The following is a 14,942-nucleotide window of genomic DNA, read 5'->3' on the forward strand; positions in this document are numbered from 1 at the left end:
TGACCTGGGGCGATATCACACGTCGAAGTACAGCTCGAACTCGTGCGGGTGCGGGCGGAGCTGCAGGGGGGCGATCTCGTTGGTGCGCTTGAAGTCGACCCAGGTCTCGATCAGGTCGGACGTGAAGACGTCACCCTGGAGGAGGAACTCGTGGTCGGCCTCGAGCGCGTCCAGGACGGCGTTCAGCGAGGTCGGGACCTGGGCCACGTTCGCGTGCTCCTCGGGAGCCAGCTCGTAGAGGTCCTTGTCGATCGGCTCGGCCGGCTCGATCTTGTTCTTGATGCCGTCCAGACCCGCCAGGAGCAGGGCGGAGAAGGCCAGGTAGGGGTTGCCGGAGGAGTCCGGGGCGCGGAACTCGACGCGCTTGGCCTTCGGGTTGGACCCGGTGATCGGGATACGCATGGCCGCGGAGCGGTTGCGCTGCGAGTACACCAGGTTGATCGGCGCCTCGAAGCCCGGCACCAGACGGTGGTACGAGTTCACGGTCGGGTTGGTGAAGGCCAGCAGCGCCGGGGCGTGCTTGAGGATGCCGCCGATGTAGTAGCGAGCGGTGTCCGACAGGCCCGCGTAGCCGGCCTCGTCGTAGAACAGCGGGTCGCCGTTGGTCCACAGCGACTGGTGCACGTGCATGCCCGAGCCGTTGTCACCGAAGATCGGCTTCGGCATGAAGGTCGCGGTCTTGCCGTTGCGCCAGGCGACGTTCTTCACGATGTACTTGAAGAGCTGCAGGTCGTCGGCGGCGGCCAGCAGGGTGTTGAACTTGTAGTTGATCTCCGCCTGGCCGGCGGTGCCCACCTCGTGGTGCTGGCGCTCGACCTTCAGGCCCTGCTTGTCCAGCTCCAGGGAGATCTCGGCACGCAGGTCGGCGAAGTGGTCGACCGGCGGCACCGGGAAGTAGCCGCCCTTGTAGCGGACCTTGTACCCACGGTTGTTCTCCAGGGCGCCGGTGTTCCAGGCGCCCGCCTCGGAGTCGATGTGGTAGAAGGACTCGTTCGCGCCGGTCGCGAAGCGCACGGAGTCGAAGACGTAGAACTCGGCCTCGGGACCGAAGTACGCGGTGTCCGCGATACCGGTCGAGGCGAGGTAGGCCTCCGCCTTCTTCGCCACGTTGCGCGGGTCACGGGAGTACTGCTCGCCCGTGATCGGGTCGTGGATGAAGAAGTTGATGTTGAGCGTCTTGTCCCGGCGGAACGGGTCGACACGGGACGTGGACAGGTCGGCACGCAGAGCCATGTCGGACTCGTGGATCGCCTGGAAACCGCGGATCGACGATCCGTCGAAGGCAAGCTCCTCGTCCGGGTCGAACGCCTCGACGGGCACCGTGAAGTGCTGCATGACGCCCGGCAGGTCGCAGAAGCGGACGTCGACGAACTTGACCTCCTCGTCCGCGATGTACTTCTTGGCCTCGTCGGCGTTCTGGAACATCCAGCTCCTCCTACTCCCGACCGTCGGCGCCGGGGTGGTAGATCGTTCGTGCGCCAGTGCGGTGGCACACGCTGGTCTCGACCCTAGGGACGGGTGATTTCTCGGGCGTGACCCGTTTGTTTCGCAGAAGTTAACCGGCCACGTGTCCACCGTAGCCCGGACCCACCCCTCGGTGTACTGCCCGGAACCGGGCACAGTACCGTGGTCGGGTGGATAACAGGCGGGCAATCGGATCGTGGCTCTCCGGGCCGCGCGCGGCCATGGAGGACGCCGGCGCCGACTTCGGGTACCGGGGCGAGGAGCTGGGTCTGCCGGAGGAGGGGCCGAACTCGATCGCCCGGCCCGGCCGGCGGCTCGGCGCGCTGGCCGTGGACTGGGCGCTGTGCGTCCTGATCGCATACGGCCTGATCACGCAGGGATACGACCCCGCCACGAGCAACTGGGCGCTCGGCGTCTTCTTCGTCATGAGCGCCCTGACCGTCGGCACGATCGGCTTCACCCCGGGCAAGCGGCTCTTCGGCGTCCGGGTCGTGGCCCTGGAGACGGGCACGGTCAGCCCGCTGCGCGCCCTGCTGCGCACGGTCCTGCTCTGCCTCGCGATCCCGGCCCTGGTCTGGGACCGGGACGGCCGCGGGCTGCACGACCGGCTCGCCAAGACGGTCGAAGTACGGATCTGAGGACCTCGGAAAAGGGCCCGAAGAGAAGAGGGCCGAAGGGAAGAGGCGCGAAGGGAAGAGGCCCGAAGGCGCCGGGCCGTGGCCGGGATCTCAGCGTCTCCGCAGGACCGTGGCCAGGACCTCCCGCAGCTCGGCCTCCGGATCCGCCGCCGCGCCGGCCGCGCGCCAGGCGACGAACCCGTCCGGCCGCACCAGCACCGCCCCGTCGGCCGTCGTCCCGTGGACCGCCGCCCAGTCCGCGCCCTCCGCGTCGCAGACCAGCTCCGCGTCCGTCCCGGTACCGATCCGGTACGTGTCCAGCCGTACGCCGTCCGTGTCGGCGATACGCCGGGCGGCGGAGTGCCAGGCAGCCCCCGCGCTCGACCCCGCGTCGCTGAGCAGCACCATCGAACGCTCGTAGAGATCGATCGTGGAGAGCCGTTCGCCCGCGCGGCGCAGCCACATGTGCGGGGCCCGGCTGCCCGGCTCCCCGGTCAGCCGCAGCCCTTCGGGTGCCACCGGCTGGGACGGGTCGGCGCCCACGACGGCGCCCTGCGGATAGCGGTAGGCGAGGACGACGTCGAGGATGCCGCCACGTTTGCCGCCGCCGACACCCGGGGCCGGGGCGAAACCGGGGTGGCTGTGCTCCACGGAGCGGGCCGAGGCGCGGGCACTGGTGGCCACGGCGACCGGACGGCGCTCGGCGTCGTAGGTCTCCAGCAGCCCCGGCCCGGCCCAGCCGCCGAGGACCGCGGCCAGCTTCCACGCCAGGTTGTGGGCGTCCTGGATGCCGGTGTTGGAGCCGAACGCGCCCGTCGGTGACATCTCGTGGGCGGAGTCACCGGCCAGGAACACCCGGTCGGACGCGTACCGCTCGGCGACGCGTTCGGCGGCACGCCAGGACGCCTTTCCGGTGATCTCGACGTCGAGATCGGGGACGCCGACGGCGTGGCGGATGTGCCGCTGGAGCCGCTCCTCGGTGAACTCCGCCAGCGTCTCGCCGGTCTCCGGGTGCCAGGGGGCGTGGAAGACCCAGTTCTCCTCGTTGTCGACCGGCAGCAGCGCGCCGTCGGCCCCGGGGGCGGTGAGGTAGCAGCAGATGAAACGCCGCTCGCCGACGGCGTCCGCGAGGAGCTTGGACCGGAAGGTGACGCTCACGTTGGCGAACAGGTCACCGGGTCCGCCGTGCCCGATGCCGAGCCGGCCGCGGACGGGGCTGCGCGGGCCGTCGGCCGCGACCAGGTAGTCCGCGCGGACCGTGTAGAGCCGGTCGCTGTCACGGTCCCGGACGAATCCCGTCACTCCTTCGTGGTCCTGCTCGAAGGACTCCAGCTCATGGAAGTACCTGAGGTCGCCGCCGAGCGCCCGGGCCCCCTTCACCAGCACCGGTTCCAGGTCGTTCTGGCTGCACAGACACCACCCGGTCGGGCTGAAACGCGCCAGGCCGCCGCCGGGGTCGATCTCCCTGAACAGCCACTCGCCGGCGTCCCCGGCCAGGCTCGGGGTCTGCAGGATGCCGTGATTGTCCGCCAGCAGCGAGGCCGCCGCCTTGATGTCCGGCTCGACACCGGCCACCCGGAACAGCTCCATCGTCCGCACGTTGTTGCCTCGCCCACGCGGGTGGACCGAGGTCCCGGAATGCCGCTCGACGAGCATGTGCCGTACACCGAGACGGCCCAGGAACAGGGACAGGGACAGGCCCACCAGAGATCCGCCCACGACGAGGACGGGGACCCGGTGATCGGCTTTCTGCTGCATCCGAGGACTCCTGAGGCGGGGATGGGGGGTGCTGGGGCTGTCCGAGTTTCCATGCCCTCTGGGAGGGGTTCCGCGTGCTCAATCACCCACGTGGTTCACGCGAGTCGCGCGCATCGGGGGACCGGCACAGGATCAAAAAGCGCTGACGTCGCGTCAACGGCGGCCGGCGTCCGCCTCTGCCCCCTGTGAAGGAGATGTGCCCAGCATGACCACCACGACGGAAAAGGTTTCGCAGAAGTCGACGCTGCAGGCGTCGAAACGGGTCTCCCAGTCCGTGTTCGACGGCTCCCGCCTCCGGGTCATCCTGCTGGTGGACGTGTACGACGGCGCCCAGCAGCAGTTCCTGGAGGCCTACGAGGAAATGGGCAAGCAGGTCTCGTCCGTCCCCGGGCACGTCAGCGACCAGCTCTGCCAGTCGATCGAGAATCCCTCCCAATGGCTCATCACCAGTGAGTGGGAGAGCGCTCCGCCGTTCCTCGCCTGGGTGAACAGCGAGGAGCACGTGCGGATGGTGCAGCCGATGCACAGCTGCATCCGGGACACCAGGTCGCTGCGCTTCCACATCGTCCGCGAGACCCGGACCCAGCACCTGGACGCGGCGGACGCGCAGCGCCGGCTGCAGACCGCCCCGCGGATCGGCGACGGTGTCATCCGGCACGCACTCACCTTCACCGTGAAGCCGGGCAGCGAGAAGAAGGTCGCCGAGATCCTGGCGAACTACGACTCGCCCCAGGCGCAGGTCGACGAGGCCACCCGGCTGTGCCGCACCTCCCTGTTCATGCACGGCAACCGGGTGGTCCGGGCCGTCGAGGTGCGCGGCGACCTGCTCGCGGCGCTGCGCCACGTGGCGAGCCAGCCCGAGGTGCGGGCGGTCGAGGAGGCCATCAACCCCTACCTGGAGCAGGACCGGGACCTGGACGACCAGGAGTCCGCGCGGGTGTTCTTCACCCGGGCGGCGCTGCCGGCGGTGCAGCACGCCACCGCGGACGGCGCCCCCGAGGGCGAGCGGCACATGCTGTCCTACCCGGCCCGGCCGGGCAGCGGGATGCAGCTGGCCGAACTGCTCGCCCACCAGGACGAGCGGGCGGTGGACGACCCCGCCGACCCGGTCGTGCGCAGCACGATCTTCCAGCGGGACGACGTCGTCGTACGGCTGATCGACCTGGTCCCCGGCTCGGGTCCCGACGCCGCCCTGCCGAAGGCGGGCCCCGCCGCCCCACTGAAGGCCCTGCTGGGCGGCGACCCCGTCCGGATGCAGCTCCTCACCGACCGCCGCTCGCCGGACGCCTGAACCCGTCAGACGCAGCACACCCACGGAGGAACGTCGTGATCAAACCCCTTCCGAAGATCGTGGACCTCAGCGAGGTCGAGCCCAACACCCGGCGCGGCGGTGACCTGCGCGCCATGCTCACCCCGGCCACGGTGGGTGCCACCAGCGGATTCATGGGCCTGGCCATCGTGCAGCCGGGCGACCGCATCGGGGAGCACTACCACCCGTACTCCGAGGAGTTCGTGTACGTCGTCTGCGGGCAGCTCGAGGTGGACCTGGACGGCGAACCGCACCCGCTCCAGCCCGAGCAGGGCCTGATGATCCCCATCAACATGCGGCACCGCTTCCGCAACGTGGGGAACGTGGAGGCGCGGATGGTCTTCCACCTGGGCCCGCTGGCCCCGCGCCCGAACCTGGGCCACGTCGACACGGAGGAGACGGTGCCCGCCGCCGTCGCCGAGGTGGCCGGCCGGGGTCAGGTCCGGTCATGACCCGGCGCGTGGCGGTCACAGGCATAGGCATCGTGGCTCCGGGCGGGATCGGCGTACCGGCGTTCTGGAATCTGCTCGCCGAAGGCCGTACCGCGACGCGGGGCATCACGTTCTTCGACCCGGCCGGGCTGAGGTCCCGGATCGCCGCCGAATGCGACTTCGACCCCGCCGCGCACGGCCTGGACGCCGAACAGGTCGAACGGGCGGACCGCTACATACAGTTCGCCCTGGTCGCCGGCGCGGAGGCGGTGCGGGACTCCGGGCTCGACCTCGGCCGGGAGGACCCCTGGCGGGTCGGGGTGTCCCTCGGCACCGCCGTCGGCGGCACCACCCGGCTGGAGCACGACTACGTCCTGGTCAGCCACCGCGGCGAGCGCTGGGACGTCGACCACGCCGAAGCGGAGCCACAGCTGCACCGGGCGTTCTCGCCCAGCACCGTGGCCTCCGCGGTGGCGGAACGCTTCGGCGCCCAGGGGCCGGTGCAGACCGTCTCCACCGGCTGCACCTCCGGTCTGGACGCCGTCGGATACGCCTTCCACACCGTCCAGGAAGGCCGGGCGGACATATGCATCGCGGGGGCGTCGGACTCCCCGATCTCCCCGATCACCATGGCCTGCTTCGACGCGATCAAGGCCACGTCCCCGAACAACGACGATCCCGCGCACGCCTCCCGGCCCTTCGACAACAACCGTGACGGCTTCGTCATGGGCGAGGGCGGCGCGGTCCTCGTGCTGGAGGAACTGGAGCACGCCCGGGCCCGCGGTGCCCACGTGTACTGCGAGTTCGGCGGCTACTCCACCTTCGGCAACGCCTACCACATGACCGGTCTGACCAAGGAGGGCCTGGAGATGGCACGAGCCATATCGACCGCCCTCGACCAGGCCCGGCTCGACCCGACGGCGATCGACTACGTCAACGCCCACGGCTCCGGCACCCGGCAGAACGACCGCCACGAGACGGCGGCCGTGAAGCGGGCGCTCGGCCACCACGCCTACGACACCCCGATGAGCTCCATCAAGTCCATGGTGGGGCACTCGCTCGGGGCGATCGGCGCCATCGAACTGGTCGCCTGTGTGCTGGCCCTGGCCAAGCAGGTCGTACCACCGACCGCGAACTACGAGATCCCCGACCCCGAGTGCGACCTGGACTACGTCCCGCGTGTCGCCCGCGAACGGGAGCTGAGCAGCGTGCTGTCCGTGGGCAGCGGTTTCGGCGGTTTCCAGTCCGCGGTGATCCTGACCCGGCCGAGGGAGTGAGGACACGATGAGCGAACCACAGGACCGGCGTGCGGCCGTCACCGGCATCGGGGTGGTCGCGCCCAACGGCACCAGCACCGACACCTTCTGGAAGTCCACCCAGGAGGGCCTCAGCGTCCTCGACCGGGTCACCCGCGAGGGCTGTGAGCACCTTCCCCTCAAGGTGGCCGGTCAGGTCCGCGCCTTCGACCCGGCGGCGACGATCGAGGAGCGTTTCCTCGTCCAGACCGACCGGTTCACGCACTACGCCATGGCCGCGGCCGACTTCGCGCTGGAGGACGCCGGCCTCGGGCAGGCCGGCACCGCCGGATCGCCGTACTCCATCGGCGTGGTCACCGCCGCCGGGTCCGGCGGCGGCGAGTTCGGCCAGCGCGAACTGCAGCGACTGTGGGGCAAGGGCAGCCGGTTCGTGGGCCCCTACCAGTCCATCGCCTGGTTCTACGCCGCGAGCACCGGCCAGGTCTCCATCCGCCGGGGCTTCAAGGGGCCCTGCTCGGTCGTCGCCTCCGACGAGGCCGGCGGCCTGGACGCCCTCGCCCACGCGGCACGGGCCGTGCGGCGCGGAACCGACGTGATCGTGGCCGGCTCCACCGAGGCGCCGCTCGCGCCGTACTCGATGGTCTGCCAGCTCGGCTACGAGGAACTGAGCCGGGAGACGGACCCGTCCCGGGCGTACCGGCCGTTCACCGACGGCGCGTGCGGGTTCGTGCCCGGGGAGGGCGGCGCCATGCTCGTGGTGGAGTCGGCGGGCGCCGCCCGGGAACGCGGCGTCGGCGTCCGGGCCGTCGTCGCGGGGCACGCCGCCACCTTCACCGGTGCCTCCCGCTGGGCGGAGTCCCGCGAGGGCCTCGCCCAGGCGATCCGGCAGGCCCTGCGGGAGGCCGACTGCGCGCCCGAGGAGATCGACGTGGTCTTCGCCGATGCCCTCGGGGTGCCCGAGGCGGACCGCGCCGAGGCGCTGGCGCTCGCCGACGCCCTCGGCAAGCACGGCACCCGGGTTCCGGTCACGGCACCGAAGACCGGAATCGGCCGCGGCTACTGCGCGGCCCCCGTGCTGGACACCGCAGCCGCCGTGCTCGCGATGGAGCACGGCCTGATCCCACCGACGCCGAACGTCTTCGACGTCTGCCATGACCTCGACCTCGTGACCGGCCGTGCCCGTGTCGCCGAACTGCGGACGGCGCTGATCCTCAGCCGCGGACTCATGGGGTCGAACTCGGCGCTGGTGCTGCGGCACGGCGCCGCGCAGTGAGTACAGCAAAGGAGGAACAGACATGTCCCAGATCACCGTGGAAGAACTCGCCGCGCTGATGAAGAAGGCCGCCGGGGTCACCGTCAGCCCGCAGCAGCTCCAGGACAAGCCGGAGACGGGTTTTGACGTCCTCGGTGTCGACTCGCTCGGACTGCTCGGCATCGTCGGCGAGCTGGAGAACGCGCACGGCACCCCGATGCCCGTGGACGCGGAGCGCTGCAAGACGCCCCAGCAGTTCCTGAACCTGGTCAACACCACCCTGATGGCAGGAGCCTGACATGGCAGGACACACTCAGAACGAGATCACCATCGCCGCCCCGCTGGACCTGGTCTGGGACATGACCAACGACCTGGAGCGGTGGCCGCAGCTGTTCAGCGAGTACGCGTCGGTCGAGGTCCTCGAACGGAAGGGCAACCGGACGACGTTCCGGCTGACCATGCACCCGGACGACAACGGCACGGTCTGGAGCTGGGTCTCCGAGCGCGAGCCGGACCGCGACAGCCTCACCGTCCTGGCCCGGCGGGTCGAGACCGGGCCGTTCGCCCACATGGACATCCACTGGCAGTACGAGGAGGTGCCCGCCGGCACCAGGATGGTCTGGACGCAGGACTTCGCGATGAAGCCGGACGCGCCCGTCGACGACGACTGGATGACGGACAACATCAACAAGAACTCCAAGGTCCAGATGGCCCTGATCCGGGACAAGATCGAGAAGGCCGCCGCCGGTCAGCGGCCCGCCCCGGCCCTGGCCGACTGAGCCGGACGACAGGAGAAGACCGTGCACCAGGCCTTGATCGTCGCCCGCATGGCCCCGGGCTCCGCCCCCGACATCGCCAAGGTGTTCGCGGAGTCCGACCGGGGAGAGCTGCCGCACCTCGTCGGCGTCGTCCGGCGCAGCCTCTTCCAGTTCGGCGATGTGTACATGCACCTCATCGAGTCCGAGCGGGAGCCTGGACCGGCCATCGCCAAGGTCACCTCGCACCCCGAGTTCAAGGAGGTCAGCGAGCGGCTCACGGCGTACGTCAGTGCGTACGACCCGGAGACCTGGCGGTCACCGAAGGACGCGATGGCCCAGCGCTTCTACGTGTGGGAGCGCGACGCCCGCGGTTGATCCCGTCCGGCCACCGGTGCCGGGCCCGCGTCGGACGCGGGCCCGGCACCGGTGTCTTCGCGGCGGGGATCCGCTCACGCGGGCACCGTGCACTCGAAGGCGTGCAGGTAGGGGTTGACCGGCCGGATGTCGCCGACGGTCAGGCCCCCGGCCTCCAGCCGTCCGACCATGCTGGCGGTGGTGTGCTTGGCACCGCCGACGTTCAGGAGCAGCAGCAGGTCCATGGCCGTGCTGAAGCGCATCGACGGGGTGTCGTCGACGAGGTTCTCGATGACCACGACCCGGGTGCCGGGGCCGCCCGCCTCGACGACGTTACGCAGCAGCCTGGCGGTGGACTCGTCGTCCCACTCCAGGATGTTCTTGATGACGTAGACGTCGGCCTTGACCGGGACGGACGCCCGGACGTCACCGGGCACGATCTGCGCGCGGCCGGCGAGGTCGCCGCCCGGCCGCAGCCGCGGCACGGCCTTCTCCACGACCTGCGGCAGATCCAGCAGGAAGCCCCGCATCGCCGGGTACTTGTCGAGCAGGCTCGCCACCACGTGGCCCTGGCCGCCGCCGAGGTCCGCGACCGAGGAGGCGCCGGACAGGTCCAGCAGGGCGGCCACGTCGCGCGCCGACTGTTCGCTGGAGGTCGTCATGGCGCGGTTGAAGACGTCGGCCGACTCCGGGGCGTCCTCGTTCAGGTAGGCGAAGAACTCCTTGCCGTAGAGGTCCTCGACGACGTTCCGGCCGCTGCGCACCGCCTGGTCCAGCTTCGGCCAGGCGTCCCAGGTCCACGGTTCGGTGCACCACAGGGAGATGTACCTAAGGCTGTTCGGGTCGTCCTCGCGCAGCAGCCGGGACATCTCGGTGTGGGCGAACGTCCCGTCGGGACGCTCGGCGAAGACGCCGTAGCAGGACAGCGCGCGCAGCAGCCGGCGCAGCGGCTTCGGCTCGGTCCTCACCGCGGCCGCGAGGCTCTCCACGGTCATGGGGGCGTCCCCGAGGGCGTCGGCGACGGCCAGCCGGGCGGCCGCGCGGACGGCGGCGGCACATGCCGCCCCGAACACGAGTTCCCGCAGCCGCATCGACGGCGGGGGAGGGGGTGCCCCCTGCTCGCTCGGAGCCGAGAGCTCGGGGGATGGTGCGGTCATGTGCCGCCTTCCTTCCTTGCGTGGGTGGAGTGAGGCCATGGGTGGCGCGGTGGGGCCGCGTGGGGTGCGCCGGGGCCGCGTGGGTGACGGTGCGGGGGCGTCCGGTCAGCACAGCCCCGCGGGCCGGGAGACCCGGCAGGCGTTGCCGTCGAAGGCGTTGCCGCTCTTGGCGGCTTCCTGGTCGACGAGGTCCGCCGGGGAGTTGTCCTCCACGTGGTTTCCGGTGATCCGGTTCTGCTCGCTCCGGGCGCCCACGAAGCTCTTGAACAGCACGATGCCGCCCGACAGCGGGGACGTACCCGAGTGGCCGGTGACCGTGTTCCGGGTGACCAGGGTCCTCTCGGTACCGGTCAGCACGATGCCCGAGCCCTGCAGAGCGGGCAGCCGGGCGGTCTTCGCGCAGTACTTGTTGTTCCGCTCGACGCGGTTGCCGCTGATCGTCAGGGCGCCGGCGCGCGGCTCGTTCTCGTCGCCGACGACGAACACACCGGCGCAGTTGCCGGTGACCTCGTTGCGGGTGACGGTCAGGTCGCGCAGCCGGCGGACGGTGATGCCGATGCGGTTGTCCGCCAGGTGGTTGCGGGCGAGCACCGTGCCCCCGGTGTCCGCAGCGCCCTGTTCGGCGGTGACGCTGTTGGCGAGGAAGAGGCCCGCGTCACCGTTGCGGCGGGCGGTGTTCTCCCGGAACACACCGCGGGTGGAGTGCTCTTCGGCGATGCCCCACTGTCCGTTGCCGTCGGCGGTCACCCGCCGCACGGTCAGCCGGTCGGTCCCCGTCGACCACAGACCGGTCCTGGCGAAGCCGCCGACCGACAGGTCGGCGACGGTGACATCCGTCAGGGGCTTGTCCTTCGCGCCGACCACACAGATGCCGTCGCCGCCCTCCAGGCAGCGGGTGGAGGCCGTCGCGCCCTTCTGGGCCGGCCGGATCATCGTGTTCCGCCCCATGCCGCGCAGGGTCAGTCCCGGCGTCCTCACCGTGACGCTCTCGTGGTAGGTGCCGCCCATGACGAGCACCGTGTCGCCGGACCGGGCGGCGTCCACCGCCTTCTGGATCGACTCACCCGGCCGCACCACATGGAGCCGGTGGGCGGCCGAGGCCGGGGTGGTCCCGGCGAGCCCGCCGAGGAGCACCGTCGTGCAGGCGAGATACGTAATATGGCGTTTTGTCACGAGCCGAGGCTAGAAGCGCATGAGCCGATAACCCGCCGGATGCTCCGTTCGGCGGCGTGTCATCCGGACAGGGGGGTAACACGACGGCCCCCGCGCGGTGTGGTCGTCCACACCGCGCGGGGGCCGGGAAGTCCTGCCGGACGGCGCCGTCGCGTCAGCGGCCCTTCGGCATCCGCATGCCCTTCGGCATGGGGCCCTTGGGCAGCGGCATGTTGCTCATCAGGTCGCCCAGGGCGCGCAGTCGGTCGTTGGTGGCCGTCACCTGGGGGCCGGTCAGCACCCGCGGGAGCTTCAGCATGGTCGTGCGCAGCTTCTTCAGCCCGACCTGGCCCTCGCCCTCGCCGACGATCAGGTCGTGCACCGGCACGTCCGCGACGATGCGGTTCATCTTCTTCTTCTCGGCGGCCAGCAGGCTCTTCACCCGGTTCGGGTTGCCCTCGGCGACCAGCACGATGCCGGCCTTCCCGACCGCCCGGTGCACCACGTCCTGGTTGCGGTTCATCGCCACGGCCGGAGTGGTCGTCCAGCCCCGGCCGACGTTGTCCAGCACGGCGGCCGCGGCCCCCGGCTGGCCCTCCATCTGGCCGAAGGCGGCCCGCTCGGCCCGCCGGCCGAACACGATGGCCGACGCCAGCAGGGCGATCAGCACGCCGAAGACGCCCAGATAGAACGGGTGGCCGATCAAGAAGCCGACCGCGAGGAGGACACCGAAGGTGCCGATGCCGACGGCCGCGAGCACGAGGCCGATCTTCTTGTCGGCCTTGCGGGTCATCTTGTACGTGAGGGCGATCTGCTTCAGCCGCCCTGCGTTCGCGGCGTCCGCCGCGGGTTCCTTCCTCGCCATGCCACGAAGTCTACGTGGCTCCGGGAGCGCCGACGACGGCGGTGCCCGGCGGGAAGGGCGTCAGGAGCGGGTGGCGGCCTGCTCCAGGACACGCTGCGCCTCGACCCGGTCCTTGGCCCGGGCGCGGTCCTCCAGGACGGAGGTCCAGGCGTTGCGGCGGGCGGTGCGCTGACCGCCGCTCATGAGCAGGGACTCGACGGCGCGGAGCGCGTCGGTGAAGGACGGGATGGCGGTGGCGCGAACGGGCGCGGCCTGCATGATCGAGGTCCCCCTTCGGGGCGGGTGGTGTACGGGGTGTGATACCAGAGTCACTGATTGGTGTTACCAGGGCGTGTCCCACCGGTCAAACGCCGGTGAAACCTCGATGCGGGGTTCGCGAACGCCGACGCGGCCCCGACGGTGCCCTCAGCAGCGAGGACGGTCGGGACCGCGTCGTATCGGCCATTACTGGCCAGTAGTTACTTGTGCGCGAATTCACACGGTTGGCTCACACCGCCTGGACGGCGATGTAGGTGCCACGCTTCTCGACGGCCATCCGGTAGAGCCGCCCGGCGCGGTAGGAGGAGCGCACCAGCGGCCCGGACATCACGCCGGAGAAGCCGATCTGCTCGGCCTCCTCCTTCAGCTCCACGAACTCGTGCGGCTTCACCCAGCGCTCCACCGGGTGGTGCCGCACGGAGGGGCGCAGGTACTGGGTGATGGTGACCAGCTCGCAGCCCGCGTCGTGCAGCTGCCGCAGCGCCTCGCCGACCTCCTCGCGGGTCTCGCCCATGCCGAGGATCAGGTTGGACTTGGTGACCAGGCCGAAGTCGCGGGCCTCGGTGATGACCTTCAGGGAGCGCTCGTAGCGGAACCCGGGGCGGATCCGCTTGAAGATCCGGGGGACCGTCTCGACGTTGTGCGCGAAGACCTCCGGGCGGGCGGAGAAGACCTCGGCGAGCTGCTCGGGGACCGCGTTGAAGTCGGGAGCCAGCAGCTCCACCTTGGTGCGGCCGCCCTCCCGCTCCGCCGTCTGGGCGTGGATCTGGCGCACGGTCTCGGCGTACAGCCAGGCTCCGCCGTCCTCCAGGTCGTCGCGGGCGACGCCGGTGATGGTGGCGTAGTTCAGGTCCATGGTGACCACGGACTCACCCACGCGGCGCGGCTCGTCCCGGTCCAGCGCCTCGGGCCTGCCGGTGTCGATCTGGCAGAAGTCGCAGCGCCGGGTGCACTGGTCGCCGCCGATCAGGAAGGTCGCCTCGCGATCCTCCCAGCACTCGTAGATGTTCGGGCAGCCGGCTTCCTGGCAGACCGTGTGCAGCCCCTCGCTCTTCACGAGGTTCTGCATCTTCGTGTACTCGGGGCCCATTTTCGCCCGGGTCTTGATCCACTCGGGCTTGCGCTCGATGGGGGTCTGGCTGTTGCGGACCTCCAGGCGCAGCATCTTGCGTCCGTCGGGTGCGACTGCGGACACGACCGGCTCCCTGTGACTTCGATTCTTCGGCGTACACCAGGGTACGCCCGTGCTCATTGCGCCCTGCCGGGGAGACCAACCTCGCGGATGCAGGGCGCATTCCCGGCGGCCTTCGGGTCAGGCGGTGGCCTTCTCGATCACGCGGGGCCTGAGGTCCGCGTTCTCCAGGACGTCCGCCAGGTGCTTCTCGATCACCGGCAGCACCTCGTCGATCGTGACGTCCCGGCCCAGCTCGCCCGCCAGGGAGGCGACCCCGGCGTCCCTGATCCCGCACGGGATGATCCGGTCGAACCACTTGTTGTCCGGGTTCACGTTGAGCGCGAAGCCGTGCATCGTGACGCCCTTGGCGACCCGGATGCCGATGGCCGCGATCTTGCGGTCCTCGCGCCGCTGGCCCGCGTTGGAGGGGGCGTACTCCGGGCCGTTGAGGCGGGGGTCGAACTCCTCGTCGGCCAGCCGCGGATCGAAGTCCAGCGACAGTCCCCCGAGGGCCAGCCGCTGCTCCACCGGATCGCCGAGGACCCACACCCCGCTGCGGCCCTCGACCCGGGTGGTCTCCAGGCCGAACTCGGCGCAGACGCGGATGATCGCCTCCTCCAGCCGCCGTACGTGCGCGACCACGTCCACCGGCCGCGGCAGCTTCTGGATCGGGTAGCCCACCAGCTGGCCCGGGCCGTGCCAGGTGATCTTGCCGCCGCGGTCCACGTCGATGACCGGGGTGCCGTCCAGCGGGCGCTCGCTCTCCTCGGTGCGCCGGCCGGCCGTGTACACCGGGGGGTGCTCCAGGAGGATGACGGTGTCCGGGACCTCGTCGGCGAACCGGGCCGCGTGCACCCGGCGCTGCTCGTCCCAGGCCTCCTGGTAGTCGACGGCATCCGCGCCGAACCCCATTCGGACGAACCGCAACTCACTCACGGCAAGCGCCTCCCTCAGCGAACCGGTGTGTCAGGCACGTAACGCGCCCACGTCACTGTACGTCCGTCCGGCCTACGTCAGCCGTGCGGGCGTTCCTCACACGATCGGATGAATACACGTCAAAGCGTGTGATCGCCTGCTCACTCTCCGCTACATTCGCGCCGTTCGTGAGGCCATAAGGGCTGCTCAAAGGCAATCCGG

At 70.6% G+C, this 14,942-nt stretch carries 16 protein-coding genes; 8 read left to right on the forward strand and 8 right to left on the reverse strand.

Features of this window, described 5'->3' with window-relative positions:
- Window positions 1–15: 15 nt before the first annotated feature.
- A complete protein-coding gene (glnA, locus tag ACGFT2_RS30625) occupies window positions 16–1,425 on the reverse strand; it encodes a type I glutamate--ammonia ligase (protein ID WP_393284490.1) in 1,410 nt (469 codons plus the stop codon).
- Between the two features lie 209 nt (window positions 1,426–1,634).
- Between glnA and ACGFT2_RS30630 the strand changes: the two genes are divergently transcribed.
- Window positions 1,635–2,102, forward strand: a complete 468-nt coding sequence (locus ACGFT2_RS30630) for an RDD family protein (protein ID WP_393284492.1) — start codon at window positions 1,635–1,637, stop codon at window positions 2,100–2,102.
- Between the two features lie 90 nt (window positions 2,103–2,192).
- Here ACGFT2_RS30630 and ACGFT2_RS30635 read toward each other — a convergent pair whose 3' ends face one another.
- Entirely contained in the window at window positions 2,193–3,839 is a 1,647-nt protein-coding gene (locus tag ACGFT2_RS30635) for an FAD-dependent oxidoreductase (RefSeq protein ID WP_393284494.1), read from the reverse strand.
- Between the two features lie 205 nt (window positions 3,840–4,044).
- On the opposite strand from ACGFT2_RS30635, the gene ACGFT2_RS30640 reads away from it, so the two are divergent.
- Genes ACGFT2_RS30640 through ACGFT2_RS30670 form a run of 7 tightly spaced genes read left to right on the forward strand, consistent with a single transcriptional unit; the run spans window position 4,045 to window position 9,220 of the window.
- Window positions 4,045–5,130, forward strand: coding sequence for a SchA/CurD-like domain-containing protein (locus tag ACGFT2_RS30640; protein ID WP_393284496.1), 1,086 nt, complete (start codon window positions 4,045–4,047; stop codon window positions 5,128–5,130).
- Window positions 5,131–5,189: 59 nt separating this feature from the next.
- The gene (locus ACGFT2_RS30645) at window positions 5,190–5,600 is read left to right on the forward strand and encodes a cupin domain-containing protein (RefSeq protein ID WP_393284646.1); all 411 of its coding nucleotides are present in this window, start codon (window positions 5,190–5,192) and stop codon (window positions 5,598–5,600) included.
- On the forward strand, window positions 5,597–6,856 hold the full coding sequence (locus tag ACGFT2_RS30650; RefSeq protein WP_393284499.1) for a beta-ketoacyl-[acyl-carrier-protein] synthase family protein: 1,260 nt from the start codon (window positions 5,597–5,599) through the stop codon (window positions 6,854–6,856). The genes ACGFT2_RS30645 and ACGFT2_RS30650 overlap by 4 nt, the downstream gene beginning before the upstream one ends.
- A gap of 7 nt (window positions 6,857–6,863) precedes the next feature.
- Window positions 6,864–8,108 (forward strand): ketosynthase chain-length factor, encoded by a 1,245-nt coding sequence (locus ACGFT2_RS30655; RefSeq protein WP_393284502.1) that lies wholly within the window; start codon window positions 6,864–6,866, stop codon window positions 8,106–8,108.
- A gap of 22 nt (window positions 8,109–8,130) precedes the next feature.
- Window positions 8,131–8,385: an acyl carrier protein gene (locus ACGFT2_RS30660; protein ID WP_393284504.1), complete on the forward strand. Its 255-nt coding sequence runs from the start codon at window positions 8,131–8,133 to the stop codon at window positions 8,383–8,385.
- 1 nt (window position 8,386) lies between these two features.
- Window positions 8,387–8,866 carry an SRPBCC family protein gene (locus ACGFT2_RS30665; protein WP_393284507.1) on the forward strand — a complete coding sequence of 160 codons (480 nt, stop codon included), beginning with the start codon at window positions 8,387–8,389 and terminating at the stop codon, window positions 8,864–8,866.
- 21 nt (window positions 8,867–8,887) lie between these two features.
- Entirely contained in the window at window positions 8,888–9,220 is a 333-nt protein-coding gene (locus tag ACGFT2_RS30670) for a TcmI family type II polyketide cyclase (RefSeq protein WP_353602140.1), read from the forward strand.
- A gap of 74 nt (window positions 9,221–9,294) precedes the next feature.
- Here the strand turns inward: ACGFT2_RS30670 and ACGFT2_RS30675 are convergent, their stop codons facing one another.
- The 6 genes from ACGFT2_RS30675 to lipB form a co-directional block, all read right to left on the reverse strand.
- Entirely contained in the window at window positions 9,295–10,290 is a 996-nt protein-coding gene (locus ACGFT2_RS30675; RefSeq protein ID WP_393284649.1) for a methyltransferase, read from the reverse strand.
- Between the two features lie 171 nt (window positions 10,291–10,461).
- Window positions 10,462–11,529, reverse strand: coding sequence for a nitrous oxide reductase family maturation protein NosD (locus tag ACGFT2_RS30680; protein WP_393284510.1), 1,068 nt, complete (start codon window positions 11,527–11,529; stop codon window positions 10,462–10,464).
- A gap of 154 nt (window positions 11,530–11,683) precedes the next feature.
- Window positions 11,684–12,373 carry a DUF4191 domain-containing protein gene (locus ACGFT2_RS30685; RefSeq protein ID WP_393284513.1) on the reverse strand — a complete coding sequence of 230 codons (690 nt, stop codon included), beginning with the start codon at window positions 12,371–12,373 and terminating at the stop codon, window positions 11,684–11,686.
- A gap of 60 nt (window positions 12,374–12,433) precedes the next feature.
- Complete coding sequence (locus ACGFT2_RS30690) at window positions 12,434–12,631, reverse strand: hypothetical protein (RefSeq protein WP_393284516.1); 198 nt, start codon at window positions 12,629–12,631, stop codon at window positions 12,434–12,436.
- Window positions 12,632–12,860: 229 nt separating this feature from the next.
- Window positions 12,861–13,826, reverse strand: coding sequence for a lipoyl synthase (gene lipA, locus ACGFT2_RS30695; RefSeq protein ID WP_393284519.1), 966 nt, complete (start codon window positions 13,824–13,826; stop codon window positions 12,861–12,863).
- A 117-nt stretch (window positions 13,827–13,943) separates the two neighbouring features.
- Window positions 13,944–14,741: a lipoyl(octanoyl) transferase LipB gene (gene lipB / locus ACGFT2_RS30700; RefSeq protein WP_393284521.1), complete on the reverse strand. Its 798-nt coding sequence runs from the start codon at window positions 14,739–14,741 to the stop codon at window positions 13,944–13,946.
- Window positions 14,742–14,942 lie beyond the last annotated feature (201 nt).

The sequence above is a fragment of the Streptomyces sp. NPDC048514 genome, from assembly GCF_043199955.1.
In the GTDB taxonomy this organism is placed as follows: domain Bacteria; phylum Actinomycetota; class Actinomycetes; order Streptomycetales; family Streptomycetaceae; genus Streptomyces.